Origin of the sequence: Amycolatopsis sp. CA-230715 (assembly GCF_018736145.1) — a bacterium.
GTDB lineage: Bacteria > Actinomycetota > Actinomycetes > Mycobacteriales > Pseudonocardiaceae > Amycolatopsis.
Genome location: NZ_CP059997.1, coordinates 3,708,897 through 3,733,848 on the forward strand (window position 1 = coordinate 3,708,897; position 24,952 = coordinate 3,733,848).

The window sequence follows — 24,952 nt, forward strand, 5'->3', positions numbered from 1 at the left end:
GCACAAGGTATTCACTGTTCGTGTTCGACCGGTCCCGAGCAGTGCAGTTGATCGTCGTCGCGTGTTCAGCGCGTCACGAGGAGTAGCGCGGCCTCGGCCAGCTGGCCGCCCCAGATCCGGTAAGCGGCGGGCCCCGGGTGGAAGCCGTCGGCGGCGAAGGTCGCCGGATCGAGCATGGCGGCGGGCATCGGCACGTACCGGACACCGGGCACCGCGGACAGCTCCGCAGCGGCCGAAGCGAGCACGCCGGAGCGGAGTCCGAGCACGACGCGCAACGGCTGCGGCAGCGCGGGGAAGCGGCCCATCGGCGGCACCCCGGCCAGCACGACGGGCACCGGGCCGAGCCGCCGCCGCACGCCGACGCCGAGCCGCAGCAGGTCCCGGCGGAAGGCGGCGCCCGACCTCAGCCCCGTCGTGTCGTTCACGCCGAGCGCTATCACCACGAGATCGGCCCGCGCGGCCTTCGGCAGGAGTTCTGCGCGCACCACGCGCGCGCTCGCGCCGGTCTTGCCGAGCGCCTGCCAGCGGACCGGGCGCCCGGTCCGCTCCGCGAGCGCCGCGGCGACGCTGCCGGTGAGCGCGCTCTCGTGGTCCGGGGCGCCGACTCCGTCCACAGTGGACTCACCGAGGACCAGCAGCGCCAGTCCGCCGTCCGCGCCGCCGGTCACCGGGCCGTCCGCGCCGGGAAGGCGCGGCGTCGTGCGGCGCACGCGGAGCCCCTGCGCGAGCAGCATCGGGGCGAGCGCGACCGTGGCCGCGCTCGCGACCACGGTCGAGAAGCGCGGCGTTCGCATGGTTCGCAGCCTAATCGGTGGCCACCTGCCCTGAAGGTGACCATCGGGGCACTGGATGCCCCGAAAGCCACTTTCGGGGCATCGCGAAGTCAGCCGTGGGCGACGGAGACCGGGGCGCGGTTCGGCACGCCGTCGGTCGCGGTCCGAACCAGGTACTCGGCGAGGTCGGCGCGCGAGATGCTGAAGCTGCCGCGCACGTTCGCGCCGATCCTGCTGCGGACGCGGCCGGTGCGCGGGCCCTCGGTCAGCCGGGGCGGGCGCACGATCGTCCAGTCGAGATCGCTGGCCGCGACGACGTCCTCCATCGCGAGCATGTCCTCGAACCCTTCCCGCAGCACGCGCCCGAGCAGCGGTTTCACCACGTACTTGGTGAACGAGCCGTCCCCCGTGGTGTGCATGCCGCTGGCGCTGACCACCACCAGCCTGCGCACCCCGGCCGCGGTCATCGCGGCGATCGTCGCGGGCGCGCTGTCGCGGCAGACCCGGCTCGGCCCCTTGCCCCGGTGCCCGAGCGCGGAGACGACGGCGTCGCTGCCCGCGATCGCGGGTGCCAGCGCGTCCCGGTCGGCGGGATCGGCGACCACGATCTCGAGATCGGGGCCGTCGGGGACGTCCAGGCGCGCCCGGTCGCGCACCACGGCGGTGACCCGGTGCCCGGACGCCAGCGCGTGGCGCACCACCCGCACGCCGGTGCCGCCGGTCGCCCCCAGCACGGTGATCTTCATGACTGCCCCTCTCTGGTCAGTGGGCACTCACCCACCTCGCACGACTTGGTTAGTAAACGCTCACCCACTATGGTTAGTGAACACTCACCACCCGTCAAGCGACGGCTGAGAAGGCCTCAGGAGGGCACCGTTGGGCACGAGGGACGAGATCGTGCGCGCCGCCGCGACGGTCATGCGCGCGCAGGGCTACGCGCGGGCCACCACCAAGGAGATCGCGCGTGCCGCCGGCTACTCGGAAGCCGCGCTGTACAAGCACTTCCCGGACAAGACGGAGATCTTCCTCGCGGTGCTCACCGAGGAAATGCCCGCGCTCCACGAGGTACTGGCCGCGTTACCGGAACGAGCGGACACGGCCACCCTCCAGGAAACGCTGACCGAGGTGGTCACCGAGGCGCTTTCGTTCTACATCGGCAGCTTTCCGATCGCGGTGTCGGTCTTCTCCAGCCGCGAGCTGCTGACCGAGCACCGGAGCAGGCTCAGCGCGCGCGGCCTGGGCCCGCGCCACCCGATCGACCAGCTCGCGAGCTACCTCGAACTCGAACGCGACCACGGCGCGCTCCGCACCGACACCGATCCGCGCGCACTGGCGGCGCTGCTGTTCGGCGCGTGCTTCCAGGAAGCGTTCCTGATCAACTTCGCGGGCGAGCGGCCGGATGGGAAGCGGCTGGCCGAACTCGCCGGGCGGCTCGTGAAGACCGCGCTGGCCCCGCTGCTGGAGCACGGTCAGGGGTGACCGAGGTCCCGGATGCGCTCGTCTCGCCATCGCTCGATGAGCGCCGGGATCTCCTTGGCGAGGTAGTTGAAGAAATCCCTGGTCTGCTCGATCCGCGCGCCCGCCTTGGTGTCCCTGCCGACGGCGTCGATCCCGCTTTCGAGCGCTTCGGCGAGGCCCGAGTAGATCGGGTCCCGCTTGCCGATCACCTCGTACCAGAAGTCGTCGCCGATGCGGTAGTGGTCGCGGCGCTCACCCGGTTTGCGCTCGCGGTGCGCCATGCCGACCTGCATCAGGTAGCGGGTGGCGCCGGAAACCGCGGCCGGGCTGATCTGCAGTGCTTCGGCCACTTCGCTGGCCGTCATCTCGCCGTCGTCGTCGGCGAGGATCGCGCTGAACACGCGCGCGGGCATGCGCGGCATACCCGCCTGCGTGAGGACGAGCGCGAACTTCTCCACGAAGCGGCGCGCGGCCTCGTCATCACGGGTGTCGGGATCGCGTTGCGACTGGGGCCTGCTGGACATGCCGATCATCCTCTCCGACGGTCAGGGTGCCGATCACCCCATCCATACATTTTCTTTACTTCACAACTTTGTGAAAGAAGTGTAGCTTCCCGACCATGGACAACGCCATTTCCGTGTCCGGCCTGACCAAGTCGTTCGGCCGGACCAAGGCCCTCGATGGGCTCGATCTCCAGGTAGCAACCGGCGAGGTGCACGGCTTTCTCGGCCCGAACGGCGCGGGCAAGTCGACGACCATCCGTGTCCTGCTCGGTCTCCTCCGCGCCGACTCCGGCACCGCCCGCCTGCTCGGCGGCGATCCGTGGAAGGACGCGGCGAGCCTGCACCACCGGCTCGCCTACGTCCCCGGCGACGTCACCCTGTGGCCGAACCTTTCCGGCGGGGAGGTGATCGACCTGCTGGGGCGACTGCGGGGCGGGCTCGACCAGCGCCGCCGCAAGGACCTCATCGACCGCTTCGACCTCGACCCCAGGAAGAAGGGGCGCACCTACTCCAAGGGCAACCGGCAGAAGGTCGCGATCATCGCCGCGCTGGCGTCCACAGTGGACCTGTTGGTGCTCGACGAGCCGACCTCCGGTCTCGACCCGCTGATGGAGGCCACGTTCCAGTACGCCATCCAAGAGGAGCGCGAGCAGGGCCGCACGGTGCTGCTCTCCAGCCACATCCTCGCCGAGGTCGAGGCGCTGTGCGACCGGGTGAGCATCATCCGCGACGGCCGCACCGTGGAGACCGGCACGCTCGCCGAGCTCCGGCACCTCACCCGCACGTCGATCTCGGCCGAGCTGGCCGGGCCGCCGAACGGTCTGTCCACACTGGACAACATCCACGATCTCAAGGTGGAGGGCACGAAGGTGCGCTTCGACGTGGAGACCAGGTCGCTCGACGACGCGCTCAGCCAGCTCACGAAGGTCGGCGTGCGCAGCCTCACCAGCCAGCCGCCGACGCTCGAAGAGCTCTTCCTCCGGCACTACACCGCCGAAGCGGGCAACGGAAAACGCGAGGCCGTGGCGAAATGACGACCGCGACCAAGCACGCTCCGAAACACGCCTCTGGCACCGGCGGCACGCCACCGGGCCGGGGTGCGCACGAGCAGGAGCCCGTCGGGGGCGGCGCGCACTCCTTTTCCGGTACCTGGCAGCTGATCCGGCTCGCGCTGCGGCGCGACCGGGTGGTGCTGCCGATCTGGATCTTCGTGCTCGGCGTCATCCCGGCGAGCACCGTCAGCACCTACGAATCGCTGTACCCGACCGTCGAATCGCGCGCGCCGCTGACCGCGGGCCTCGGCGCGAACCCGTCGGTGAACCTGTTGTACGGCCCGGCTTTCGACCTGTCCACGGCCGGCGGCTACACGGCGTGGAAGTACGGCACGATCCTGCCGCTGCTGCTGGCGCTGGCGTGCGTCTTCACCGTCACCAGGCACACCAGGCAGGAGGAGGACACCGGGCGGCTGGAACTGCTCGCCTCCGCCGTCGTCGGCCGGTACGCCGCGCTCACCGCGGCCGTCAGCGTCGCGGGCGCCGCGTCGCTGGTGACCGGGCTGATCATGACCGCGGGCATGCTCGGCGTAGGCCTGCCCGCCGCGGGATCGGTGGTGCTCGGGCTCGGCACGGCGCTCACCGGCTGGGTGTTCACCGGGGTCGCCGCGATCGCGGTGCAGCTCGCCGAGTTTTCCCGCACCGCCAACGGAATCGGCTCCGCGGTGATCGGCGCGATGTTCCTGGTGCGGGCGCTCGGCGACGCGGCGAAGGACGTCAGCTGGCTTTCGTGGCTCTCCCCGATCGGCTGGGCGACGCAGCTCCGGTCGTTCGCGGGCGAACGGTGGTGGGTACTGCTGCTGCCGCTCGCGGCGGCCGTGGTGCTGACCGGGATCGGTTACGCGCTGCTGCCGCGCCGGGATGTCGGCATGGGGATCATGCCGTCGCGACCGGGGCCCGCGACCGCGGCGCGAAGCCTCGCCTCGCCGCTCGCGCTCGCGTGGCGCCTGCACCGCGGCGTGCTGCTCGGCTGGGTGATCGGGTTCGCCGTCGTGGGCGGCGTGTTCGGTTCGCTGGCCGCGGGCGTCGGCGACGTCATCGGCGGATCCGAGCAGACCAAGCAGATCGTCGAGCGGATGGGCGGGTCCGCCGGGCTCGTCGACTCGTTCGTCGCCGCGATCCTCGGCATCTTCGGCATGGTCGCCTCGCTGTACGCGGTGCAGGCCGCGCTGCGGATGCGGTCGGAGGAGACCGCGCTGCGCGTCGAACCGCTGCTGGCCACCAAGGTCGGCCGCCTGCGCTGGGCCGCGAGCCACCTCGTGTTCGCGGTGCTCGGCAGCGCGCTGCTGGTCCTGGTCGCCGGAGCGGCCGCCGGGCTGTTCCACGGGCTGCGCGTGCACGACGTCGGCACCCAGCTGCCGCACGCGCTCGGCGCGGCCGCCGCGCAGATCCCCGCGGTGTGGGTCGTGACCGGGGCGGCGGTGCTGCTGTTCGGGTTCCTGCCGAAGCTGACCTCGGCGGCCTGGGCGGTCGCGGCGCTGTTCCTCGCGATCAGCATGTTCGGCCCGATCGCGAACGTCTCGCAGGCCGTGCTCGACGTTTCACCGTTCTCCCACATCCCGAAACTGCCCAGCGCGCCGTTCACCGCGACGCCGTTGGTGTGGCTCACCGTTGTCGCCTTAATCTTCGTCGGCTCAGGCCTGGCGGCCTTCCGCCGCCGCGATATCGGCTGATTTTTTTATCGGTCGTCAAAATTTGCGCTGCCAGGGCGCGGCTCTCGAAATGAGCCGCGCCTTGGCAGCGTTGGCGCCCTGCCATCGCAAATTTAGAGGGCCCAGGGGCCCTGCGACCGACTGCACGCTCCCGGCGCGCGGGGCGCGCCGGATCGCCGGTGGTGGTCAGGTTGGCAATGGCCGGACCTTCGGTCCGGACCTCGCGGCACTCGGAAGGTAGGCGGGCGAGTGGGCCTACCCCCGTAGGCAGGCGAGTGGGTGTTCGGTAGGCGCGCGATTGGGGGGCGCCGGGTGCGTTTAGCGGGCTAAATGTCGTTGGTGGGCGAGCTGGCGGGTCTTGCCAGTACCAGGGCGGTCAGGGTGGTGAGGGCGCCGGCGCCGAGTAGGGCGGCTGAGGTGGACAGGGTGTCCACGGCGATCCCGCCCGCGAACGCGCCGAGCGAGATGCTTGCCTGGAACGAGGCCGTGAACACCACCGATGCCGCTTCGGGTGAACCGGGGATGGCGCGGCTGAACCAGATCTGCGAGCACACCGGGACCGCGCCGTAGGCGAACCCCCACCCCACCAGCAGTACCAGCGCGACGCTGCTTTGCTTGCCCAGCAAGGGAAGCAGCGCTGTCGACGCGGCGATGAGGCTCGCGGCGGCCAGGAACGTCGCACGGGTGCGCCGGGTGACCACGGCACCGGCGGCGAAGTTGCCCGCGATTCCCGCAACCCCGTAGACGAGCAGGAACGGCGTCACCGAGCCGATCTTCGTGACGCCTTCGAGGAACGGGGTCACGTAGGTGTAGGCCCCGAAGTGCGCGATCACGACGAGAACCGTGACGACCAGGCCCCGGCGGACACCGGGCACGCGCACCGCGTCGCGGAGTACCGCGAGCCGCGTGACCGTCTCGGCCGGGAGCGGCGGGAGGAAAACCGCCAGTGCGGCGAGCACCGCGACGGTCAGGATCCCCATCGCGGCGAACGCGGCGCGCCACCCGGCGGCCTGGCCGAGGAAGGTCCCGGCAGGCACGCCGAGCACGGATCCCAGCGGCACGGCGGAGAAGATGATCGCCGTCGCGGCACCGGCCCGGTCCGGGGGCACGAGCCGTGCGGCGAGCCCGGCGCCGATCGCCCAGAACGCGCCGATCACGACGCCGACCAGCACCCGCGACACCACCATCACCCAGTACTGCGGCGCGAGCGCGGCGAGGAAGTCGGCGAACGCGAGCACGAGCATCAGCGCGCACAGCATGCGACGGCGGTCGGCGCGCGCCGTCGCGACCGTGACCGCCGGCGCGGCGACCGCGGCGAGCAGGCCGGGCATGGTCATCATCAGGCCCGCGGTGCCGTCGGAAACCCCGAACCCGGCCCCGATCGGCGTCAGCAGCCCGATCGGGAGGATCTCGGTCGTGACGAGGGAGAAGATACCGAGCGTCACGGCGCCGACGGCGAACCAGCCGAGCAGGGGCGGACGAGTTGGGGAAAGCGTGGTCATGGTGGCCAGTCCAGCAACGGACCGCGGCGCGATCTCGCGAGTTCGCGACCCCGATGTCCCGGCCCACCGAGTTGTCGTTTTTCCGCCATCCAGCGAGGCGGGTGACGCGGGGCAGGCTGCTCGCCGCTGTCGTTGTGAGGGCCGAGTTTCGGGCACTCAGTGCCCTCATGGTGGCCTTCAGGGCGAACACTCCGATTTCCGCAAAACAGACATCGCCACCTCAACTACGTTTACTGCGCGTAATTATCCGACGAAAGTCGATGGTTTTCCCCCATCCGTGAGGAGAGAGTGGTGTTCTGGATTTCTCTGCGTAACTGAAATCGGGAGACCACATGAAAGATCGTGCACGCACTCCTGGCCGGGGGAGCCGGAGGCCGGTGGTGATCGCCGCGCTCACCGCGAGCACCGCGCTCGTGGCGGCGGCCTTCACGGCGCCCGCGCAAGCGGCGCCGGCGCCCACCGGCGGGCACCCGCCGTCAAAGCACCACTTCTCGGCGGCGGCGGAGTCCTTCGTCGGCGCGAACTCCGTCGAGCAGCGCGTGGACAAGCTCGAGAAGGCGATGGCCGCGCTGCCGCCGGAGAGCGGCGCCTACAACGCGACCAAGCTGTGGAACGCGGGCATCACCGGCGCGGGTTCCACGGTGGCCACGCTCGTTTCGTTCGGCGACGCCCACGCGAAGGAGGTGCTCGACCAGTACTCGCAGAAGCACGGCCTGCCGCCGGCGAACCTCGAGGTGATCGAGCCGTCCGGCGCCGTGCCCTCGTGCACCGCGCCCGGGGTGGACACCAAGACGTGCCAGAGCTGGGGTGGCGAGACCGATCTCGACATCACGATGATGCACGCGATGGCGCCGAACGCGAAGATCATCATCGCGGCGACCCCGGTGGCCGAGACCCAGGGCTTCACCGGCCTTCCCGAGATGATGCACGCGGTCGACTACATGACCGAGCACAAGCTGGCGGACGTCATCTCGATGAGCTTCGGCACCACCGAGGAGAACTTCCCGTCGTTCGAGGCGATCAAGACGCTCGACCCGGCGCTGGAGCGGGCGAGCAAGGCGGGCGTCACGATGGTCGCGTCCTCCGGTGACGACGGCCCGACCGGCGGCTACCTCTACGGTCCCGGCAACTACCCGTACCGGGTGGCGAGCTGGCCAGCGAGCGACCCGAGGGTGACCACGCTCGGCGGCACGCAGTTGCACCTGGACGCGAACGGCAACCGCACCGCACCGGACGACCTGGTGAACGTGGCCGACAACGGGTTCGGCGAGGGCGCCGGGCTGTCGAAGGCCTACGCGCGCCCGTCGTGGCAGGACGGGGTCAAGAAGATCACCGGGTCGAAGATGCGCTCGTTCCCGGACATCAGCATGGAAGGCGTGCACGGCACCTCGCAGTCGGCTCCGCTGTTCGCCGGTGTGCTGGCGCTCGCGGTGCAGGCCAACCACGGCAGGCTCGGCCAGATCAACCCGGCGCTGTACACGAAGCTCGGCCCGCAGGGCGAGAAGGCGGGCATCGTGGACGTGACCAAGGGCGACAACAGCCAGGACGGCGTGGTCGGCTTCACCGCGGCGAAGGGCTTCGACATCGCCAGCGGCTGGGGCACCGTCGATGCCTCGAAGTTCGTACCGGCACTGGTGAAGGCAGTCCACTAGCGACTGTCCACTCGCGACACAGCGGGGTGCGTCCCGGCTCGGGGCGCACCCCGCTTTTCTTGCGGTGATTCGGACAGCGCATCAGGAAAGGGATCATGCCTTGCCCCGATCCCGTCCGCCGGTTAAATTGTGCGCTGCTTACACAGATTATTCGCGAGGAAGCAGGCAGCACCGTGACCTACCCGCCAGGGCCGCAGGGCCCGTACCAGCAGCAGCCCGGCGGGACCCCGCCGCCGAATGCGCCGTTCGGTCAGCAGGGCCACCCCGGCGGACCGCCCGCGCAGAAGAAGACGAGCGTCATCCTGGTGGCGGTCACCGCCGCGATCGTGGTCGTCGGCGCGGTCGTGGGCCTGGTCATCGGCCTGACCAACGACGACAAGAGCACGGCGGCGGCGCCGAACCCGGCGCAGCCGTCCGGACCAGGCCAAGCCGGGTCGCCCGGTGATTCCGGTGGCTCCAGCGATTCAGGGGATGACGCCGCGCAGGTCCGGAAGCTCGGCGAAGCCGCCGCGGCCGCGTTCAGCAGCGGCGACCAGGAGGCCGCCCGCGCGATCGCGTGCGACCCGAGCGCCCTCACCAAGCCGATCAAGGCTATCCCGGACACCGCGGTGGGCCGGGACGCGAAGATCGAGGGCGACAAGGCGACGGTGTACTTCTCCAACCCCCACGAAACGAGCGAAGGCAAGCTCACCGCGCTGAAGCAGGGCGGCAAGTGGTGCATCGTCATCAAGTCCTGACCACGGGCGCCGCGGTCAGGGCAGCAGGCCCGCGTGGCGCGCGGCGTTGACCGCCTGCATCCGTGTGTGGCTGTCGAGCTTGCGCATCGCGTTGCGCAGGTAGCTCTTGACCGTTTCCGGTCCGATCGACAGCGCGGCGGCGATCTCCGCGTTGGTGTGCCCGGCTGCCGCGCACGCCAGCACGTCCAGTTCGCGGGCCGACAGCGCGGGCGCGGACGCCACCGGGTCGCCCGCGAGATCCGCGCACACCGCGTCGATCCGCTCGCGGAGCGCGTCGTCGCCGATCCGCGCGCTCAGCATGCGCAGCTCGGCGTGGCTGCGGCGGATCAGCGCGCGGTCGGCCGCGCCGGGACCGGGGCCGTCCTGGCGCGGCGGCACCGCGAGCAGCCTGCGCTCCACCTCGTCCTGCACGGCGAAGTCCTGTTCGAGATCGCGCGCGGCCTGCATCATCGCGGTGATGGCGGTGTCGCCGAAGCGGACCACCTCGCGGACCGCGCCGTAGAGCACCGCGCGGACGGACCGCCGCACGATCGCCGGGATCGCGATCACCGAGCGTACGCCCTCCGCGCCGACCGCGGGATCGAACTCGTGGCTGATCGACTCGCTGGCCGGGTAGTCCGCGATCGCCACCGGCCTGCGCACGCCGATCGCGCGCCCGCCGAGCCCGCGCCCCTCGGCCACCACGAGCCCGCGCAGCGACTGGGTTTCGGTGCCGACCAGCTCGCTCATCCGCAGCTCGCGGCCGTCGACCACGACGCCGCCGAACGCCAGCGGCAGCCGCGCCGAGCGGCGCAGCGAGGCGAGCGCCGCACGCACGCGCACGGCGTCGTGATCGGGGACCGGCATCGGCGCATCACCCCTTTTCGGGGGTAGTCGGCGGGCGAAGGTGCCGTCGATAGTACGACGACCAGCGGCAACGTGGCCGCTCCGAACCCGGCGGAGCATGCGATGACCCCTACGCCAGCCGATCTCCTCGCCACCTACGGCGCGGCCGACGCGAACGCCACCGACCTCCTGTGCCGTCGCCATCCCGCCGACGCGGTCGCGTTCACCGTGGTCGACGCGGACCTCGGCCACCGGGACCTGACCTACGGCGAGCTGGACGCGGCGTCGGGCCGGTTCGCCGCGCGCCTCGCCGCGGACGGGGTGCGCGCGGGCGACCGGGTGGCGACGCTGATGGGCAAGTCGGCCGAACTGGTCGTCGCGGTGCTCGCGATCTGGCGGCTCGGCGCGGTGCAGGTGCCGCTGTTCACCGCGTTCGCGCCGCCCGCGATCGCGTTGCGGGTGACCGGCAACGGCACGGTCGCCGTGCTCGTCGACCCCGGCCAGCGCGCGAAGCTCGACGAAATCGCCGATGCGAGGTGGAAAACCCTCACCACCGGCGAGGACTTCTCCCTCGACGACCTGCTCGCCGACGAAGGGGCCGCGCCGGAGCCGGTCGCGATCGGCGGCGACGGCACGCTGATCGAACTGTTCACCTCGGGTACGACGGGTTCGCCGAAGGGCGTCCCGGTGCCGTTGCGGGGCCTCGCGGGCCTGCACTCGTACCAGCACTTCGCGCTCGACCACGCCGAGGACGACGTGTTCTGGAACGCCGCCGATCCCGGCTGGGCCTACGGCCTGTACTACGCGATCCTCGGTCCACTCGCGACCGGACGGCGCAGCATTCTGTTGCGAGCGGGCTTCTCCCCCGAACTGACCTGGCGCGTGCTGGCGGAGTTCGGCGTCACCAACTTCACCGCGGGCCCGACCGTGTACCGCGCGCTGCGCAACGCGGAAGTGCCGGTGCCGCAAGGACTTCGGCTCCGGCACTGCTCGTCGGCGGGTGAACCGCTCACGCCGGACGTGATCACCTGGGCCGAGGCGACGCTCGGATTGCCGGTGCGGGATCACTACGGCCAGACCGAAACCGGGATGACGGTGGCGAACGCCTGGCACCCCGATCTCGTCGATGAGATCAAGACCGGCTCCATGGGCAGGCCGCTTCCCGGGTTCTCGGTCGAGGTGCTGAAGTCCACTGTGGACGAAGTGGCGGAGACCGGCGAAGTCGGGCGCGTGGCGATCGACGTGCCCGCGAGCCCGCTCATGATGTTCGACGAGTACCAGGATGCGCCGGACCGGACCGCGCAGCGGTTCAGCGCGGACCGCCGCTGGTACTACACCGGCGACATCGCGGCCAAGGACGCCGACGGGTACCTGACCTTCGGCTCCCGCGACGACGACGTGATCCTGATGGCGGGCTACCGCATCGGGCCGTTCGAAGTGGAATCGGCGCTCGTGGGGCACGAAGCGGTCGCCGAGGCCGCCGTGATCGGCGCGCCCGACGAACTGCGGGGCGAGGTCGTCGTCGCGTACGTGGTGCCGAGGGCGGGTGTCGAAACGGGGGAACGGCTGGCCGAGGAGCTGAAGCAGCTCGTGAAGAGCAGGCTCGCCGCGCACGCCTACCCGCGCCGGGTGCACTTCGTGCCGGAGCTGCCGAAGACGCCGAGCGGCAAGGTGCAGCGCTTTTTGTTGCGCCAGCGGGAAGTCACCGCGTGACGAGCGTGCCGCTCGCGTCGACGGCCAGGTTGAGCTGAGGACCGCCGCCACCGCAGTCCGGCCCGTTCGGATGGGCCATGACCGGGGTGGCGGTGAGCTTCTTGGTGCCGGTTCGCCCGCCTGGCTCGGTGAGCGTGACGGTGACCTGGACCGGGGTCTCCGGTAGGTCGGGCACGGTCACGACGCCGTGCTTGCCGCCGGTGGGGATCGACTGGGCCGAACACGCCGCGTCCGGCCCGGTTCCGGTGCAGGTCTGCGGACCGGCCTTGCTGGCGGGTGCGAGGTCGAGCGGGTGCGTGCGGCACGTGTTCGCCCAGCAGGCCTCGACCGTGGCGGACGCGGTCTTTTCGGCGATCGGCGGCGCGAGGTCGACGCTGATCCCGACGACGGCGGCGATCAACGTGCACGCGTGCTCGCCACCCGCCCCCGCTCCGCAACCGGTGAGCACGAGCGCGAGAACCGCCAATCTCCACATGCTCTCCAGACGCGCGCCGCACCCGCTTCGGTTGCACGGGCGGGGATCCGCCTGGTGCCCCGAAGGTGGCTTTCGGGGACTTGAGCGCCCCGAAGGTGGCTTTCGGGGCACGCGCGTCGCGGCGGACGGACCTTGGGACTGGGCCGACCGGGTGAGACCGATCGCCGTCCTTGACCCCCGAGTTCTTTTGTTGCAGGATCCAACAAATTGTGGTCTAGACCACATGGAACCCAGGATCGCGACCGCCGGAAAAGTGCTGGAGGCGATGGAAATGTCGGGGAAGCTCAAAACCGTCCTGTCCATGACAGCGGGTGTCCTGTCCGCTGTCTCGCTTTGTCTCGCCGGGCCATCGGCCCAGGCCCGATCCCTTGAAGCAGCGGACAATTCGCTGGCCGCGGCGCCGTATCTGATGCCGCTGGAGAACGACCCGCCGAACATTTCCGAGGTCATCTCGGCGAGCGGGGTCAAAACGTTCACACTCGCCTTCGTCCTGTCCGACGGTGCCTGCGCTCCGGTGTGGTCGGGTGGCGGGCCGGTGTCGTCGGACACGCAGGTCAAGGGCGTGATCGACACGATCAGGGGCGCGGGCGGCGACGTCATGCCGTCCGTCGGCGGGTATGGCGGCAGCAAACTCGGCGAGACCTGCTCCGACGCCGCTTCGCTCGCGAAGGCCTACCAGCAGGTCATCGACACCTACAAGCTGCACGCGATCGACTTCGACATCGAAGCCACCGAAATCGAAAACGACGCTTCGCAGCAGAAAGTGGTCGACGCGCTGAAGATCGTCGCGGACGCGAACCCGGACGTGAAGACCTACATCACGATCGCGGGCGGTCCCAGCGGGATGAACGAACGCGGCACCGCGCTCGTTTCCAAGGCGGCCAAGGCGGGCACCAGGGTCGACGGCTGGACGATCATGGCGTTCGATTTCAAGGGCGGCGCCACGGGCATGGGCCAGCAGACGATCAAAACGCTGGAAAGCGTGCACGGCCAACTGAAATCGGCGTACCCGAAGATGTCCGACGACGAGGTCTACGCGCACACCGGGCTGTCGTCGATGAACGGCCGCACCGACGACTGCTGCCAGCCGGAGACCATCCACCAGTCCGACTTCAAGGAAATGCTCGGCTACGCGCAGCAGCACCACCTCGCGCGGTTCACCTTCTGGGCGGTCAACCGCGACCGCACCTGCGCCGACACCGGGCACGTGTCGGGCACCTGCAGCAGCATCCCGCAGGAGCCGTGGGAGTTCACCAAGATCGTCGCCCAGTACCACGGCTGAGCCTTGACCGGCGCTGGGGCGCGAAGCTTCAGCGCCGGTCGCCGTCGGGGAGGCTGCGCGAACTGCCGGGAGGCCCCGACTGCTGGACCGGAAGCTGCGGCGCGACAACGGTTTCCGTGACGACCTTGGTCGCGGTGACGGTGACCGTGACGGGTGCGGGCTCGGCCGCGGGCACGGTGACCGTCCGCGGCGGCGGAGCCGGCTGGGTCACGCTGGACACCACGGTGACCGCGGGCGGCACCACGGCACTGGCGGGCTTCGGCGGCGGCTGCACCGCGATGATCAGCGCGGCGACCAGGAGCCCTCCCCCGAACCCGGCGAGGGACCCGACCGCGATCACCCCCGCGTCCGGTGCCTGCCGAACCATGGCCCACCTCCTCGGTACCACCGACCGGGTAACGCCATCCACTAACAGACGGTCACCGAATGGCGGGGCCGCCACGCGTGTCCGCTGCTAGACGCGCCTCAGAGTACTCGCGTTGATCTCCGTTGTCGTTACGGAGCGTTCAGGGCGGGTCGGCGCGGGATTTTCTGGCAGGCTCACCGGTATGAAAGCGGGGCTTCTGGGGCGACCCGATTTCCGGCGGTTCTGGCTCGCCGACGTGCTCAGCCAGTTCGGCACCCGGATCAGCGTGCTGGCGATTCCGCTGCTCGCGACGCAAACGCTGCACGCGTCGGCGTTCCAGGTTTCGCTGCTGCGGACCCTCGAAACGGCGGCGTACCTGCTGTTCGTGCTGCACGTCGGCGCTTGGTGCGACCGGATCCGGGTGCGGCCGGTGCTGGTGATCGCCGATCTCGGGCGCGCCGCGGCACTGGCCACCGTGCCGCTCGCCGCCGCGTTCGGCTCGCTCACCATCACCCATCTGCTGGTCGCGGTCGGCATCACCGGCGTGCTGACGGTGTGGTTCGACGTCGCGCACCAGACCTACCTGCCCCGGCTGATCGGCCGCGACGATCTCGTCGAAGGGAACGCGCGGCTGCAAGCGAACATGTCGATCGCGGCGGTGGCGGCGCCGAGCCCCACCGGGTTCGCGGTGCAGGCGGTCGGCGGCGCCTCCGTCGTCGGCCTCAACGCGCTCGGGTACCTGTGGTCCGCGTTGTGGCTGCGCTCGGTCAAGACACCGGAGCACGTCCCGCCCGCCACGGGAAAACGCCACCTGCGCAAGGAAATCGCCGAAGGTCTGCGGTTCGTGGCCAAGCACCCCGTGCTGCGGGCGGTCGCGGGCCACGGCGCGACGCACGGCTTCTTCCAATCGGCGCAGATCGCGATCGTCGTGGTGTTCCTCAGCCGCGAAGTACGCCTTTCGCCGTTCGCGATCGGGTTGCTCAGCACGTCGACGCTGGCCGGTGCCGTGGTGGGCGCGTTCGCCGCGCGCCCGCTCGCCGCCCGGTTCGGACACGGCAGGGCGCTGCTGGGCATCGGCGTCTTCGAGGGCCTGATCTTCCAGCTCTTCCCGTTCACCGCGCCGGGCTGGGCGCTCGCCTGCTACGTGCTCGCCGGGTTCGGGTCGAGCTTCGGCATCGTCGCGATGAACGTGCTGTCGGCGAGCTTCCAGCAGGCGGCGGCGGGTGAGCACGTCCGGGGCAGGGTCAACGCGACGGTCCGGTTCCTGGTGCTCGGGGTCGCGCCGCTGGGCAGCCTCCTCGGCGGCGTGCTCGCGGAAAGCGCCGGTCTGCGCGCCACGCTTTTCGTCGCCGCGGGTGGCGTGCTGCTCTCGATGGGCTGGCTCGTCTTCTCGCCGCTGCGCAGCGTCCACGACCTGGAAATGCATGGTCGTGCACTGGGCTGACTTTATAGGTTCGTGGCATGGACGACCTTATCGAGGTGCTGCGGCGGAGCTGGCCCGCCAGAACGGAACTGGACATCGACGGCTGGACCGCGGGTCTCTCCGAGGGGGTGACGAGGCGGGCGAACGCCGTCTTCCCGCGCACGGCGCCCCCGGACGTCGACGGCGCGATCGCCCGCGTGGAACGGCTCTACCGCGAGCACGACCTCGCACCGACGTTCCAGATCACCTCGCGTTCCCAGCCGGCCGATCTCGACGAACGGCTCGACCGCGCCGGGTACCGCCTGGTGCGGCCGATCCTGGTGTTGACCGCGGCCGCTGAGGACGTGCTCGGCACGATCCCGCCGTCCGGCACCACGTGCCAGTGCCAGGTGCACGACGCACCGGACGACGCGTGGCTCGCCCTCTGGTGGGCCGTCGACGGTGGTGGCGGCCCCGAAAACCTGCCGATCACCAAGGCGATCATGACGAGCAGCCCCGCGAAGTACGCCTCGCTCCACGACGAGAACGGGATCGCGGCGACCGGGCGGCTCGCCCTCGAAGGCGAGTGGGGCGGGCTCTCCGCGGTGGCCGTCCGCGGTGACGCGCGGCGGCGCGGGCACGCGACCGCGATCATCCGCGCGCTCCTGGAAACCACCGCCGTGCGGAAGGTGTGGCTGCAGGTCGTCGCGGACAACGCACCGGCGCTCGCGCTGTATGAGCGGATGGGGTTCACCACGGCCACGGAGTACCACTACCGCGTGCTGGAACCTTAGTGGTTTCTCAGCCACCGCCCCTTACGTTGACCCCCATGTCCGGGTCACAGGAACTGATCGCCGAAGCCCACGTCGCGTGGAAGTCCGGCGACGGCGAACGGGCCCGCGCGCTCACCGAACGCGCGATCCTCGCGGGCGACGAGCGCGAGAGCCGCGCCGGGCTCGCGCGCCTGCGCGGGCTCATCGAACTGTACGGCGGCGATCAGGCCGCGGCTCAGGAACACCTCGCGCTCGCCGCCGCCGAAACCGAACCCGCGCAAGCCGCCGGGCTCCTGTTCATGGCGGCCGACGCCGCGTTGCACCGGGGGCGGATCGACGAAGCCGTCGAGTACGCGGCGCGCGTGCGCAGCCCCGGCCACCAGCGGTTCAGCGCGTGGTTCGTGGTCTCGCTGCGCGGCGAGCTGGACGTCGGGCCGTGGCAGGTGCTCGACGGCGCCCCACCGGAACTGGGCGAGCGCAACGCGCACCGCTGGATGCTGAGCATGGCGATCAACCGCCGCAGCCCGTACCCCGGCGCGGCGCGCGCGTTCGGCCTGGTGGCGGTGGAACGCCTCGACGCGTACGGGATCGCGGCGATGGGCACGGTCGCCCTGACCTGGCTCGCCGAGCTGGAACTGGGCCTCGGCCGCCTCTCCGGCGCGCTCGCGCACGCCGGTCAAGCGCTGGCTCGCGCGTCGAAAATGGACCTCACGGCGACCGCGACCGACGCGCACGCCCTCCTCGCCCACGTCGCCGCGATCACCGGTGACGGCGGACAATGCCGCCACCACGCGGAATCCGCGTTGCGCACCGCCGCCGTCACACACAACGACCTCGCGGCCGCGCGCGCGAACTGGGCGCTCGGCTGCCTGCACCTCGCCGACGGCGAGTTCAGCGAAGCGGCCGAGCGGCTGCGGCGGCTCCCGCATCCCACGATCGCCGCGGAGGCCGTCGCGGACCGCGTGGAGGCGCTCGTCCGCTGCGGCGAACTCGACGAAGCCCGCGCGGTGACCGAGCAGTTCGGCGACAACTCTGCCGTGCTGGCGAGCTGCCGCGCGCAGCTTCCCTGCGACAACCCGGAAACCCAGTTCGCACTCGCACTGTCCACAGCGGACAGAAAGCTGCGAGTGTTCGACCGGGCGCGGACCGGGTTGCGCTACGGGCGGTGGCTCCGGCGCGAACGGCGGACGGCCGAGGCGGTCACCCAGCTCCGCGCCGCGATGGAAGCGTTCCAGGGACTCGGTGCCACACCGTGGGCCGAGGCCGCGGCCACCGAGCTGCGCGCCGCGGGCTCCCGCGCGGGCGGGGCCGCCGAGCACCCGTTGACCGCGCAGGAGCTGGAAGTGGCCAGGCTCGCCGCGTCGGGACTGTCCAACAAGGAAATCGGCGCGCGCCTGTTCCTCAGCCCACGCACGGTCGGCTACCACCTGTACAAGATCTTCCCGAAGCTCGGCATCGCGAACCGCGCGCAGCTCCGCGGCACCGCGTTGACCGCCTAGACGGATGGTTTTCGCGTGCCCCGAAGGTGGCTTTCGGGGAACTCAGCGCCCCGAAAGCCACAGTGATGTCGGGTGCGCGGCGCGGTGATCGGCGGCGGAGGTCCTCTGCTGGTCCCCGAAGGCCACCTTCGGGGCGCCTAGCGCCGCAAATCCACCCCTCGCACGCTCGACCACCACGACGCGCCCGCACCGAAAGTGACGGTCGGGGCAAGTTCCCGAAGATCACAGTGATGGCGTGTGGATCGCGGCACGCGCCGTGGTGTCGTGGCTGGCGAGTGAGCGGAAGTCCCCGAAGGTGACCTTCGGGGCGCCTAGCGCCACTTTCCTCACTCTCGTGGAGGTGCGGTCCCGGCTGTCGGTGCCCCGAAAGTGACGTTCGGGGCGCTGGATTCCCCGAGTGTCACTTTCGGGGCACGCGAAGGCCCTTCGGGGACAGCTGCGGGTGGCGGCAGCCCGCCACGAGGGCCGAGATCGTGACGCTCAGCGCCCCAAGAGGAGCCTTCGGTGGCACCCGCGACCCGCCCCGACGACCTCTATAGGAGCATCTTTCGGGGCATCACGCATCTAGCCCACCTCTACTGCCAGTTTGACGCCCAGTCCGATGAGGACGGTCGCGGTCACGCGGTCGAGCCAGCGCTTGACCGCTTCGCGGCTGAGGAAGCGCTTCGCCTTGCCCGCGGCCCAAACCAGGCCGCCGAGCCACAGCAGCCCCGCCCCGACGTGGATCAGCACCAGCACCGCGCCCCAGGCCGGGGCGCCCGCCGGGATGAACTGCGGCAGCAGGCTCATGTAGAACACGCCGACCTTCGGGTTGAGCAGGTTCGTCAGCATCCCGGACCGGAACGCCTTGCCCCAGCTCGGCGCCGTCGGCACCGCCTGCTCCTCGACGGTTTCGCCCTTGCGGCGCAGGCTCTTCCACAGCGCCGAGCCGCCGAGCCAGAGCAGGTACGCCGCGCCCGCGATGCGGACCGCGTTGTAGGCGACGTGCGAAGCGGTCAGCAGCGCGGTGAGGCCGAGCACGCTCGCGCTGCCCCACACCAGGCATCCCGCGCTGATCCCGAGCAGCGCGGCGATCCCCCGGCGGCGGCCGCCGAGTATCGAGTTCCGCAGGATGAGCATGGTGTCCAGGCCGGGGGTCATCACCCCGAGCAGCGCGACGACGGTGAATCCGAGCAGTGCCCCAGTAGTCATGTCCGTCATGACAGCACAGATCGCCGGACTTGCGCGAGCAGATCCGCCGTGCGGTACCAGCCGTCGGCACCCGGCGCGCCGACGAACGCGAGCTTTTCCACGCCCGAGTCGGCGTATTCGGCGAGGCGCTCCGACACCTCGGCCGGGGTACCGGTGACGACGGCCTCCCGCAGGATGTCCGCGTCGATGCCGTAGCTCTTGGCGAGCCCGTCGGCGTAGCGGTCTCGCAGGCCGGGATCCGGTTTCGCGACCAGCGATCCGTGGATCACCATCGCGATCTTCGGCGCGGGGCGGCCTTCCTCGGCGGCCAGCTCGGCGAGCCGCGCCCGCGTTTCGCGCACCTGCGCGGGGCTCCGCAGCGCGCCGATCCAGCCGTCGCCGTACCGGGCCGTGCGCCGCAGCGCCGCCTCGGATCCGCCGCCGACCCAGATCGACGGCAGCGGCGCCGACGGAGTGAGCGCGACCTCTCCGATCCCGGTGAGGTCAGTCGGTTTCCCGCCGAGCAGCCCCGGCAGCGCCCGGAGGAGCTCGTCTGTCGCGCGGCCGCGGCCGGACGTCGGCACCCCGGCCATCCGCCACTCGTCCGTCGCGCCGCCGACGCCGATCCCGGCGACCAGCCTCGGTCCCGCCAGCCTCGACAGGGTGCCGAGTTCCCTCGCCGCCCATGCGAGCGGGCGCAGCGCGGGCAGGAGCACGGCGAGCCCGATGCCGATCCGCTCGGTCACCGCGGCCGCGGCGGCGAGTTCGAGCGTGCTGTGCACGCCGTGATCGAGATGATCGCCCTTCCACACACCGTCGAGGCCGAGCTTCTCGGCGTACGGCGCGGCGTCGGTGGCTGCCGGATTTCCGCTCCGCGGCAGGAAGATCCCGATCTCGGTGGTCATGGCACGAGCGTAGAACCTCTAGCTTGGTAGAGGTCAATTCATTGACTTGAACCAAGGTTCAAGTCCTACCGTCGGCGGCATGACGAAGATCCTGGTGACCGGTTCGACCGGCAAGATCGGCAGGCGGCTCGTGGCACGGCTGGCGGGCGCCGACGTACGAGCGCTGACCCGCGACCCGGAAACGGCCGGGCTGCCCGAAAACGTGGAAACCGTCGCGGGCGACCTCGCGACCTTGGAAGGCCTCGAAGCCGCGCTCGACGGCGTCGACGAGGTGTTCCTGCTGTGGCCGATGTTCACGACCGGAACCGCGGCCGAGGTGGTCGACCTCATCGCCCGGCACGCGCGGCACGTGGTGTTCCTGTCCTCGGCCGGCGTGACAGACGACGGCGAGAACACGATCTTCCACGCCGAGATCGAGCACCTCATCGAACGGTCCGGTCTACAGTGGACGTTCCTGCGCGCGGGCGGGTTCGCCACGAACACACTCGACTGGGCCGAGCAGATCCGCACCGGCGGCGAGGTGCACTGGCCCTACGGCAACGCGGTCCGCGTGCTCATCCACGAAGCCGACATCGCCGCCGTCGCCGCGCGCACGCTCACCGAAGACGGGCACGCGGGCCGGAAGTACGTGCTCACCGGCGCGGACCAGATCAGCCAGGCCGATCAGGTGCGCGCGATCGGCGCGGCGATCGGCGCGGAGCTGCACTGGCGGGAAATGGATCCGGAAACGGCACGCGAATACCTCATGTCCGCTTGGGGCAATTCTTCCTTCGTCTCCGGCGCGCTCGAACACTGGGCCTCGCTCGAAAAGCATCCCGAAGAAACGACCGACACCGTCGAGCGGATCACGGGTGTTCCCGCGCGCACGTTCGGACAGTGGGCGCGGGACCACGCCGAGGACTTCAGGCCGCTCGCGGCCGGATGACTTCCACCAGGCTCGCGAAACTCTGCTTTCCCAGTCCCGCGGCGATTCCTTCGGCCGTCAGGGACTCGATCAGCCGGGGCAGCGCGGCGTGGAGGCCGCTGTTCTCGGTGGCTCGCACCAGGTTCGTCATCAAGGGCGCGTCCAGTTCGAGCCACTCGCCGTCGCCGGGGTACTCCTTCGCGTCGATCTGGCCGCCGTAGTCCGCGATGACGTCCGCGATCGTCGTGGAGAGCCAGTGGGTGAGCAGTGGCGTCAGCGTTCGCGCGGGCACCCCTGCGGTGCCGAGCAGTGCCGCGGTCTGCAGGTACCCGAGCAGCGTCGCCCAGGCGAAGTTCAGCATGGCCAGGTCGTAGAGCGCCGCCGTGCCCGCGTCCGCGCCGAGGTAGGTCGCCCGCCCCAGCCGCGAGAGGAGGTCTTCGTGGCGCCGGAAGGCTTCCTCGGATCCGCTGTAGACCAGCACCGTGCCGTCGTCCCCGACGTGCTCGGGATGGGCCATCAGCGCGCCGTCGAGGTACTCGGTCCGCCCAGACGCCGCCGCCCTGGCCTGCTCGCTCGTGCCCGAGGTCAGGTTCACCAGTGCATCGGGGTCGGGGAACCGGTCGAGCAGGCGCCACAGCGCGTCGTAGTCCTCGGCGCACAGCACGACTAGGTTCCCGGCGGGCGCCGACTCGGGCGCGCCGGCCGTCGCCACCCCGTCCGGCACGGTTCCGGGTTCGGGGCGCCCGGCCGGGTCCAGCAGCGTCACCGCGTGCCCGGCGCGTGCCAGCGCACCGGCGATCGCGGCGCCTCGCGGATTGGCGCCGAGCACGGTGACCGGCGCGCGGTTAGGTGAGCTCATGGGATCCCTCCAGTCGTCGATCCCATGAACCTACACTATGTAGGTTACATTGTGTAGGTTGCTTTATCGGCCAGCGTGCCGCGTCAGCGCCCCGACCACGACGGTGACGGCACCGTCGATCGCGTCGGCGCGGGAGAGCCTACCGGCGGACGCTTCCCGCGCGACCCCTTCGACCGCGCTCAGGATTCCGGTCAGCAGAGCCAAATCGCCCTTCGCGGACAACGCCACGTGCGGCGCGAGCGCGGTGCGGAACTCCTCGACGTAGAACTCCCGCGACCGCCGGAGGAAGTCCCTCGTCTCCGGGCTGCCCGCCAGCGCCGCGTAGACCTCGTCGCATTCGGCGCCCGCGGTCAGCACACCGTCCACATAGGCCGTGGCCAGCACCGACACCACGTCGTCGACGGACTTCGACCGCTCGCGCAGCGCCTCGCGGATCGTGCGCGCGAGCTGCTCGTCGTAGTCGCGGTAGAGGGCCATCAGCAGCCCCTCACGGCTCGTGAAGTGGTCGTAGGCGATCGGCCGCGACACGCCCGCGCGCTCGGCGAGGCTGACCAGGGAAAGCGAATTGGTCCCGTCGGAGCGGATGATGTCCGACGCCGTCGCGAGCAGCTGCCGCCGCCGGTCCGCCCTGCTCATCCTGGTAGCGCCCATCCGGTCAGGTTAGACGGCGACGGCGGCCCGCCGCCCGCCACGGTAAAGAATTGTTCAAAACCAATTAAGTGAATGCACCCGGTTGCGGCGGAATCTCGTTTTCGGCGAGCGATCGTGGAACCCTGAACGGGATTCGCGCATCGGAATGCCGTCGACCGAGCCGAAAAAGCGAGGTTCCCGTGGTCACGAATGCTCCGGACGTCCCGGTGCGGTGGACCGCGGCCGCTTTTCCGGCGAGCCGCGGACGGAGGGAATGGTAATGGGTTCTTCAAGCGGTGGTTTTCACGTCAAACTCGACGAACTGGCGGCGCACGAGCCCGAGGTGCGGGACGTGGCGAAGGACGTGCACACCGCCGTCACGGCCGCCGACGAGGGGCAGGCCGCGTTCGACGGGGCGTTCGGGGTGGTCGGGCAGGTGTTCGCGGTCGTCCTGCAGGGCTGGGTCAGCAGCGCGACCGGGTTCCTGCACTCGCTCGGCGACACCGGTGACGACCTCGCCGACCGCGTGAAGACCGCGCACGGCATGTACGACGCGCACGAGAACAAGACCAAGGCGCACCTGAAGTCGCTGTCCGAAGGGATGCCCGCGTGAGCACAACGGAGGCCGAGAACCCGCTGGTCGCGAAGAGCGAGTCGCCGAGCGGGCTCACCACCGGGTTCGGCAACCCCGAGGCACCGGCGATGGACCGCATCAACGCGGCGACCGCGGGTTCCGGGATGCTCAACGACGTCGCGTCGACCGTCACCGACTTCCGCAAGGGCGACTGGGTCAACGCCGGGTTCGACCTCGGCACCGACGCGCTCGACCTGCTCGGTGCCGCGATGGACCCGCTCGGCACCCTCGCGAGCGCGGGCGTCGGCTGGCTCATCGAGCACATCAGCTTCCTCAAGGAGGGGCTCGACGCGCTCGCGGGCAATCCCGAGGCGGTCACCGCGAAGGCCGTCACGTGGTCGAACATCTCCAAGCAGCTCACCGAAAGCGCGGAAGCGTACGAGAAGTCCACGGCGAAGCTCACCAGCGAAGGCACCGCGGCCGAGGCGTACCAGGGCACCGCGAAGGGCTACGCCGACACCCTGCGCGGCGCGGCGACGCACGCCGACGCGGCATCCACCGCGATGAACGTCGGCGCGGCACTCGTCGGCACCGAACGCGGCCTGATCAGGGACATGATCTCGTCGTTCGTCGGCGGGCTCATCCTCAAGGGCCTCGCCGCGATCGCCACCTCGTGGTGCTCGTTCGGCGGCAGCGTCGCGGCGTTCATCGCGGACACCGTGCTCGAAGGCGCCAGCCTCGCCGAAAAGATCACCACGAAGATCGCGAAGATCGTGCAGAAGCTGGAAGAGCTGGCCAAGGGCGCCGGGAAGTCCAAGGGCGCGCTCGAAGCGGCGGCGAACGCGCTCAAGAAGCTCGGCAAGGGCACCGGCAAGATCGCGGAGAAGGGCCTCGACACCGCGGCCAAGCTCGATGCGAAGGGCCGCGACCTGAAGGAGGCCGCGGCCGCGCATCCCATGAGCGCCAAGGAAAAGCTGGAGGACTGGAAGGACAAGGTCCCGCACACCGACAAGCTCCCCGGCCAGAAGTACGCCGAGCCCAACCGGAACGTGCTCAACCCGGAGAAGTGGCAGGAAGCCCACGAGCACGTCAAGCACGACGGGTGGGAGTTCCACGCGCCGAAGTGGAACGCGGCGGACACGGCCGGGGTCGGCGCGGAGGCCCGCCGCCAGGAAAACGAACAGCCCGACCGCTACGGTGAAGCTTCCGAGGCATACGAGAAGGAACACGGGGAAGAGTGACCGCTCCGGTTGAACAGTCCGAAGTGGACGAAGCGAATTCCGCGGGGCGGCTTCACGCGTCGCAACGGCGGCGGGTCCTGCGCGGCACCGGGATCGGGTTCGCCTGCCTCGTGCTCGGCGTGGCGTGCTGCGCGCTCGCACCGCTCTCCCCCGGCCCGGTCGCCGCGATCCTGCCGTTCGCGATCTTGTTGCTGCTGGCGGGGTTCTGGCTGGCGGGGCGCCCGGTGCTGGAGATCCTGATCGGGAAGGTCACGCCGGTCGACGGCTGGACCACGATCGAAGCGCGCGATGCCCCGAAAATCACCTACGCCACCGGCGGCAGCCCGAACATGCGCAAGCTGCGCGCCGCCTATCTGCTCAACGTCGGCGCCCGGACGTTCAAAGTGGACAGAGACGTCTACGTGCTCGCGGAACCGGACCAGCGGAACACGGTGTTCCTGCTGCCGCTCACCAAACGCGTGATCAGCGCGATGCCCGCGCGCGGAGGCCGTCGGTGAGGACGTGCCCGAGCCCCTTCCCGGCGGAGCGGCGCTGGATCGCGACGTAGCCCGCGATCAGCGCGTGCATGTCCGAGGATTCGAGGTCGTCGCGCACCGCGCCCGCCTCCTGCGCGCGGGCGAGCAGCCTGCCCAGCTGGTGGTGGAAGCCGGTCGCGGCGGACAGATCGGCCACGTGGTGCTCGTCGCCCTCCAACGCGTCGCACAGCGCGAGGTTCAGCATCGCCTTCTCCGCGACCATTTCGAGGAAGTCGAAGAACGACTCGCCGGGATCGCCGCCCGCGTCGGCGAGCTGCCGGGCCTGGTCGGTCATCTGCTCGATGCGGTCCACGATGACGGCTTCGTACAGCGCTTCCTTGCTGGGGAAGTGCCGGTACACCGTGCCAGCGCCGACCCCGGCACGGCGGGCGATCTCGTCGAGCGGCACCATCGGCCCCTCCTCCGCGAACGCTTCGTGCGCGGCGACGAGCACCCGCTCGCGGTTGCGGCGGGCATCAGCGCGCAGAGTCGGCTTGCTCATCGAGGACG

26 protein-coding genes are annotated in these 24,952 nt (G+C 70.6%); 14 read left to right on the plus strand and 12 right to left on the minus strand.

Annotation, left to right across the window (positions count from 1 at the left end; translation table 11 throughout):
- Positions 1 to 65: 65 nt before the first annotated feature.
- A complete protein-coding gene (locus HUW46_RS17340; protein WP_254126266.1) occupies positions 66 to 794 on the minus strand; it encodes an SGNH/GDSL hydrolase family protein in 729 nt (242 codons plus the stop codon).
- Between the two features lie 89 nt (positions 795 to 883).
- On the minus strand, positions 884 to 1,519 hold the full coding sequence (locus HUW46_RS17345) for an NAD(P)-dependent oxidoreductase (protein WP_215548256.1): 636 nt from the start codon (positions 1,517 to 1,519) through the stop codon (positions 884 to 886).
- Positions 1,520 to 1,649: 130 nt separating this feature from the next.
- Between HUW46_RS17345 and HUW46_RS17350 the strand changes: the two genes are divergently transcribed.
- On the plus strand, positions 1,650 to 2,252 hold the full coding sequence (locus HUW46_RS17350) for a TetR/AcrR family transcriptional regulator (RefSeq protein ID WP_215548257.1): 603 nt from the start codon (positions 1,650 to 1,652) through the stop codon (positions 2,250 to 2,252).
- Here the strand turns inward: HUW46_RS17350 and HUW46_RS17355 are convergent.
- Positions 2,243 to 2,755 (minus strand): GbsR/MarR family transcriptional regulator, encoded by a 513-nt coding sequence (locus HUW46_RS17355; RefSeq protein ID WP_215548258.1) that lies wholly within the window; start codon positions 2,753 to 2,755, stop codon positions 2,243 to 2,245. The two genes, HUW46_RS17350 and HUW46_RS17355, sit on opposite strands and share 10 nt — an antisense overlap.
- Positions 2,756 to 2,850: 95 nt before the next feature.
- On the opposite strand from HUW46_RS17355, the gene HUW46_RS17360 reads away from it, so the two are divergent.
- Positions 2,851 to 3,768: an ABC transporter ATP-binding protein gene (locus tag HUW46_RS17360; protein WP_215548259.1), complete on the plus strand. Its 918-nt coding sequence runs from the start codon at positions 2,851 to 2,853 to the stop codon at positions 3,766 to 3,768.
- A complete protein-coding gene (locus HUW46_RS17365; RefSeq protein ID WP_254126268.1) occupies positions 3,765 to 5,459 on the plus strand; it encodes an ABC transporter permease in 1,695 nt (564 codons plus the stop codon). Before HUW46_RS17360 ends, HUW46_RS17365 begins: the two co-directional genes overlap by 4 nt.
- A 305-nt stretch (positions 5,460 to 5,764) precedes the next feature.
- Here HUW46_RS17365 and HUW46_RS17370 read toward each other — a convergent pair whose 3' ends face one another.
- Complete coding sequence (locus HUW46_RS17370) at positions 5,765 to 6,940, minus strand: MFS transporter (protein ID WP_215548260.1); 1,176 nt, start codon at positions 6,938 to 6,940, stop codon at positions 5,765 to 5,767.
- A gap of 332 nt (positions 6,941 to 7,272) precedes the next feature.
- Between HUW46_RS17370 and HUW46_RS17375 the strand changes: the two genes are divergently transcribed.
- Both HUW46_RS17375 and HUW46_RS17380 read left to right on the plus strand, forming a co-directional pair.
- Positions 7,273 to 8,592: a S53 family peptidase gene (locus HUW46_RS17375; protein ID WP_215548261.1), complete on the plus strand. Its 1,320-nt coding sequence runs from the start codon at positions 7,273 to 7,275 to the stop codon at positions 8,590 to 8,592.
- A 173-nt stretch (positions 8,593 to 8,765) separates the two neighbouring features.
- Positions 8,766 to 9,329: a hypothetical protein gene (locus tag HUW46_RS17380; RefSeq protein ID WP_215548262.1), complete on the plus strand. Its 564-nt coding sequence runs from the start codon at positions 8,766 to 8,768 to the stop codon at positions 9,327 to 9,329.
- A 15-nt stretch (positions 9,330 to 9,344) separates the two neighbouring features.
- On the opposite strand, the gene HUW46_RS17385 is transcribed toward HUW46_RS17380, so the two are convergent.
- A complete protein-coding gene (locus HUW46_RS17385; protein ID WP_215548263.1) occupies positions 9,345 to 10,175 on the minus strand; it encodes a helix-turn-helix domain-containing protein in 831 nt (276 codons plus the stop codon).
- 102 nt (positions 10,176 to 10,277) lie between these two features.
- On the opposite strand from HUW46_RS17385, the gene HUW46_RS17390 reads away from it, so the two are divergent.
- Positions 10,278 to 11,867 (plus strand): AMP-binding protein, encoded by a 1,590-nt coding sequence (locus HUW46_RS17390; protein ID WP_215548264.1) that lies wholly within the window; start codon positions 10,278 to 10,280, stop codon positions 11,865 to 11,867.
- Here the strand turns inward: HUW46_RS17390 and HUW46_RS17395 are convergent.
- A complete protein-coding gene (locus HUW46_RS17395; RefSeq protein ID WP_254126270.1) occupies positions 11,857 to 12,333 on the minus strand; it encodes a hypothetical protein in 477 nt (158 codons plus the stop codon). The two genes, HUW46_RS17390 and HUW46_RS17395, sit on opposite strands and share 11 nt — an antisense overlap.
- 232 nt (positions 12,334 to 12,565) lie before the next feature.
- Here HUW46_RS17395 and HUW46_RS17400 point away from each other — a divergent pair, with 232 nt between their 5' ends.
- Entirely contained in the window at positions 12,566 to 13,624 is a 1,059-nt protein-coding gene (locus HUW46_RS17400) for a chitinase (RefSeq protein ID WP_215548265.1), read from the plus strand.
- Between the two features lie 28 nt (positions 13,625 to 13,652).
- Here the strand turns inward: HUW46_RS17400 and HUW46_RS17405 are convergent, their stop codons facing one another.
- A complete protein-coding gene (locus HUW46_RS17405; protein ID WP_215548266.1) occupies positions 13,653 to 13,991 on the minus strand; it encodes a hypothetical protein in 339 nt (112 codons plus the stop codon).
- A 181-nt stretch (positions 13,992 to 14,172) separates the two neighbouring features.
- Here HUW46_RS17405 and HUW46_RS17410 point away from each other — a divergent pair, with 181 nt between their 5' ends.
- The 3 genes from HUW46_RS17410 to HUW46_RS17420 are packed head-to-tail and all read left to right on the plus strand — an operon-like array spanning position 14,173 to position 17,644.
- Entirely contained in the window at positions 14,173 to 15,414 is a 1,242-nt protein-coding gene (locus tag HUW46_RS17410) for an MFS transporter (RefSeq protein ID WP_215548267.1), read from the plus strand.
- Positions 15,415 to 15,431: 17 nt separating this feature from the next.
- On the plus strand, positions 15,432 to 16,166 hold the full coding sequence (locus HUW46_RS17415) for a GNAT family N-acetyltransferase (protein ID WP_215548268.1): 735 nt from the start codon (positions 15,432 to 15,434) through the stop codon (positions 16,164 to 16,166).
- Between the two features lie 35 nt (positions 16,167 to 16,201).
- On the plus strand, positions 16,202 to 17,644 hold the full coding sequence (locus tag HUW46_RS17420; protein ID WP_215548269.1) for a helix-turn-helix domain-containing protein: 1,443 nt from the start codon (positions 16,202 to 16,204) through the stop codon (positions 17,642 to 17,644).
- 564 nt (positions 17,645 to 18,208) lie between these two features.
- Here HUW46_RS17420 and HUW46_RS17425 read toward each other — a convergent pair.
- Positions 18,209 to 18,835 carry a LysE family translocator gene (locus HUW46_RS17425; RefSeq protein ID WP_215548270.1) on the minus strand — a complete coding sequence of 209 codons (627 nt, stop codon included), beginning with the start codon at positions 18,833 to 18,835 and terminating at the stop codon, positions 18,209 to 18,211.
- Positions 18,836 to 18,840: 5 nt separating this feature from the next.
- On the minus strand, positions 18,841 to 19,719 hold the full coding sequence (locus HUW46_RS17430) for an LLM class flavin-dependent oxidoreductase (protein WP_215548271.1): 879 nt from the start codon (positions 19,717 to 19,719) through the stop codon (positions 18,841 to 18,843).
- Between the two features lie 79 nt (positions 19,720 to 19,798).
- Between HUW46_RS17430 and HUW46_RS17435 the strand changes: the two genes are divergently transcribed.
- On the plus strand, positions 19,799 to 20,644 hold the full coding sequence (locus tag HUW46_RS17435; protein WP_215548272.1) for an SDR family oxidoreductase: 846 nt from the start codon (positions 19,799 to 19,801) through the stop codon (positions 20,642 to 20,644).
- Here HUW46_RS17435 and HUW46_RS17440 read toward each other — a convergent pair.
- Together HUW46_RS17440 and HUW46_RS17445 are read right to left on the minus strand one after the other, a co-directional pair.
- Positions 20,622 to 21,482, minus strand: a complete 861-nt coding sequence (locus HUW46_RS17440; RefSeq protein WP_215548273.1) for an imine reductase family protein — start codon at positions 21,480 to 21,482, stop codon at positions 20,622 to 20,624. The genes HUW46_RS17435 and HUW46_RS17440 overlap by 23 nt on opposite strands.
- A gap of 63 nt (positions 21,483 to 21,545) precedes the next feature.
- Positions 21,546 to 22,133, minus strand: a complete 588-nt coding sequence (locus tag HUW46_RS17445) for a TetR/AcrR family transcriptional regulator (RefSeq protein WP_254126272.1) — start codon at positions 22,131 to 22,133, stop codon at positions 21,546 to 21,548.
- A 259-nt stretch (positions 22,134 to 22,392) separates the two neighbouring features.
- Between HUW46_RS17445 and HUW46_RS17450 the strand changes: the two genes are divergently transcribed.
- Genes HUW46_RS17450 through HUW46_RS17460 form a run of 3 tightly spaced genes read left to right on the plus strand, consistent with a single transcriptional unit; the run spans position 22,393 to position 24,424 of the window.
- Positions 22,393 to 22,725, plus strand: a complete 333-nt coding sequence (locus HUW46_RS17450; RefSeq protein WP_215548274.1) for a type VII secretion target — start codon at positions 22,393 to 22,395, stop codon at positions 22,723 to 22,725.
- Positions 22,722 to 23,927 (plus strand): hypothetical protein, encoded by a 1,206-nt coding sequence (locus tag HUW46_RS17455; protein ID WP_215548275.1) that lies wholly within the window; start codon positions 22,722 to 22,724, stop codon positions 23,925 to 23,927. The genes HUW46_RS17450 and HUW46_RS17455 overlap by 4 nt, the downstream gene beginning before the upstream one ends.
- The gene (locus HUW46_RS17460) at positions 23,924 to 24,424 is read left to right on the plus strand and encodes a hypothetical protein (RefSeq protein WP_215548276.1); all 501 of its coding nucleotides are present in this window, start codon (positions 23,924 to 23,926) and stop codon (positions 24,422 to 24,424) included. The genes HUW46_RS17455 and HUW46_RS17460 overlap by 4 nt, the downstream gene beginning before the upstream one ends.
- Here HUW46_RS17460 and HUW46_RS17465 read toward each other — a convergent pair.
- A complete protein-coding gene (locus tag HUW46_RS17465; RefSeq protein ID WP_215548277.1) occupies positions 24,390 to 24,944 on the minus strand; it encodes a TetR/AcrR family transcriptional regulator in 555 nt (184 codons plus the stop codon). The two genes, HUW46_RS17460 and HUW46_RS17465, sit on opposite strands and share 35 nt — an antisense overlap.
- Between the last annotated feature and the right edge of the window lie 8 nt (positions 24,945 to 24,952).

What these genes read in the sequence shown, in the direction of transcription:
- HUW46_RS17450 (WP_215548274.1), top strand. Translation starts at nt 22,393, where the DNA reads ATGGGTTCTTCAAGCGGTGGTTTTCACGTCAAACTCGACGAACTGGCG.
- HUW46_RS17415 (WP_215548268.1), top strand. Translation starts at nt 15,432, where the DNA reads ATGGACGACCTTATCGAGGTGCTGCGGCGGAGCTGGCCCGCCAGAACG.
- HUW46_RS17430 (WP_215548271.1), bottom strand. Translation starts at nt 19,719, where the DNA reads ATGACCACCGAGATCGGGATCTTCCTGCCGCGGAGCGGAAATCCGGCA.
- HUW46_RS17360 (WP_215548259.1), top strand. Translation starts at nt 2,851, where the DNA reads ATGGACAACGCCATTTCCGTGTCCGGCCTGACCAAGTCGTTCGGCCGG.
- HUW46_RS17365 (WP_254126268.1), top strand. Translation starts at nt 3,765, where the DNA reads ATGACGACCGCGACCAAGCACGCTCCGAAACACGCCTCTGGCACCGGC.
- HUW46_RS17410 (WP_215548267.1), top strand. Translation starts at nt 14,173, where the DNA reads ATGAAAGCGGGGCTTCTGGGGCGACCCGATTTCCGGCGGTTCTGGCTC.
- HUW46_RS17345 (WP_215548256.1), bottom strand. Translation starts at nt 1,519, where the DNA reads ATGAAGATCACCGTGCTGGGGGCGACCGGCGGCACCGGCGTGCGGGTG.
- HUW46_RS17465 (WP_215548277.1), bottom strand. Translation starts at nt 24,944, where the DNA reads ATGAGCAAGCCGACTCTGCGCGCTGATGCCCGCCGCAACCGCGAGCGG.
- HUW46_RS17445 (WP_254126272.1), bottom strand. Translation starts at nt 22,133, where the DNA reads ATGGGCGCTACCAGGATGAGCAGGGCGGACCGGCGGCGGCAGCTGCTC.
- HUW46_RS17405 (WP_215548266.1), bottom strand. Translation starts at nt 13,991, where the DNA reads ATGGTTCGGCAGGCACCGGACGCGGGGGTGATCGCGGTCGGGTCCCTC.
- HUW46_RS17440 (WP_215548273.1), bottom strand. Translation starts at nt 21,482, where the DNA reads ATGAGCTCACCTAACCGCGCGCCGGTCACCGTGCTCGGCGCCAATCCG.
- HUW46_RS17375 (WP_215548261.1), top strand. Translation starts at nt 7,273, where the DNA reads ATGAAAGATCGTGCACGCACTCCTGGCCGGGGGAGCCGGAGGCCGGTG.
- HUW46_RS17340 (WP_254126266.1), bottom strand. Translation starts at nt 794, where the DNA reads ATGCGAACGCCGCGCTTCTCGACCGTGGTCGCGAGCGCGGCCACGGTC.
- HUW46_RS17390 (WP_215548264.1), top strand. Translation starts at nt 10,278, where the DNA reads ATGACCCCTACGCCAGCCGATCTCCTCGCCACCTACGGCGCGGCCGAC.
- HUW46_RS17425 (WP_215548270.1), bottom strand. Translation starts at nt 18,835, where the DNA reads ATGACTACTGGGGCACTGCTCGGATTCACCGTCGTCGCGCTGCTCGGG.
- HUW46_RS17355 (WP_215548258.1), bottom strand. Translation starts at nt 2,755, where the DNA reads ATGTCCAGCAGGCCCCAGTCGCAACGCGATCCCGACACCCGTGATGAC.
- HUW46_RS17370 (WP_215548260.1), bottom strand. Translation starts at nt 6,940, where the DNA reads ATGACCACGCTTTCCCCAACTCGTCCGCCCCTGCTCGGCTGGTTCGCC.
- HUW46_RS17420 (WP_215548269.1), top strand. Translation starts at nt 16,202, where the DNA reads ATGTCCGGGTCACAGGAACTGATCGCCGAAGCCCACGTCGCGTGGAAG.
- HUW46_RS17435 (WP_215548272.1), top strand. Translation starts at nt 19,799, where the DNA reads ATGACGAAGATCCTGGTGACCGGTTCGACCGGCAAGATCGGCAGGCGG.
- HUW46_RS17400 (WP_215548265.1), top strand. Translation starts at nt 12,566, where the DNA reads ATGGAACCCAGGATCGCGACCGCCGGAAAAGTGCTGGAGGCGATGGAA.
- HUW46_RS17385 (WP_215548263.1), bottom strand. Translation starts at nt 10,175, where the DNA reads ATGCCGGTCCCCGATCACGACGCCGTGCGCGTGCGTGCGGCGCTCGCC.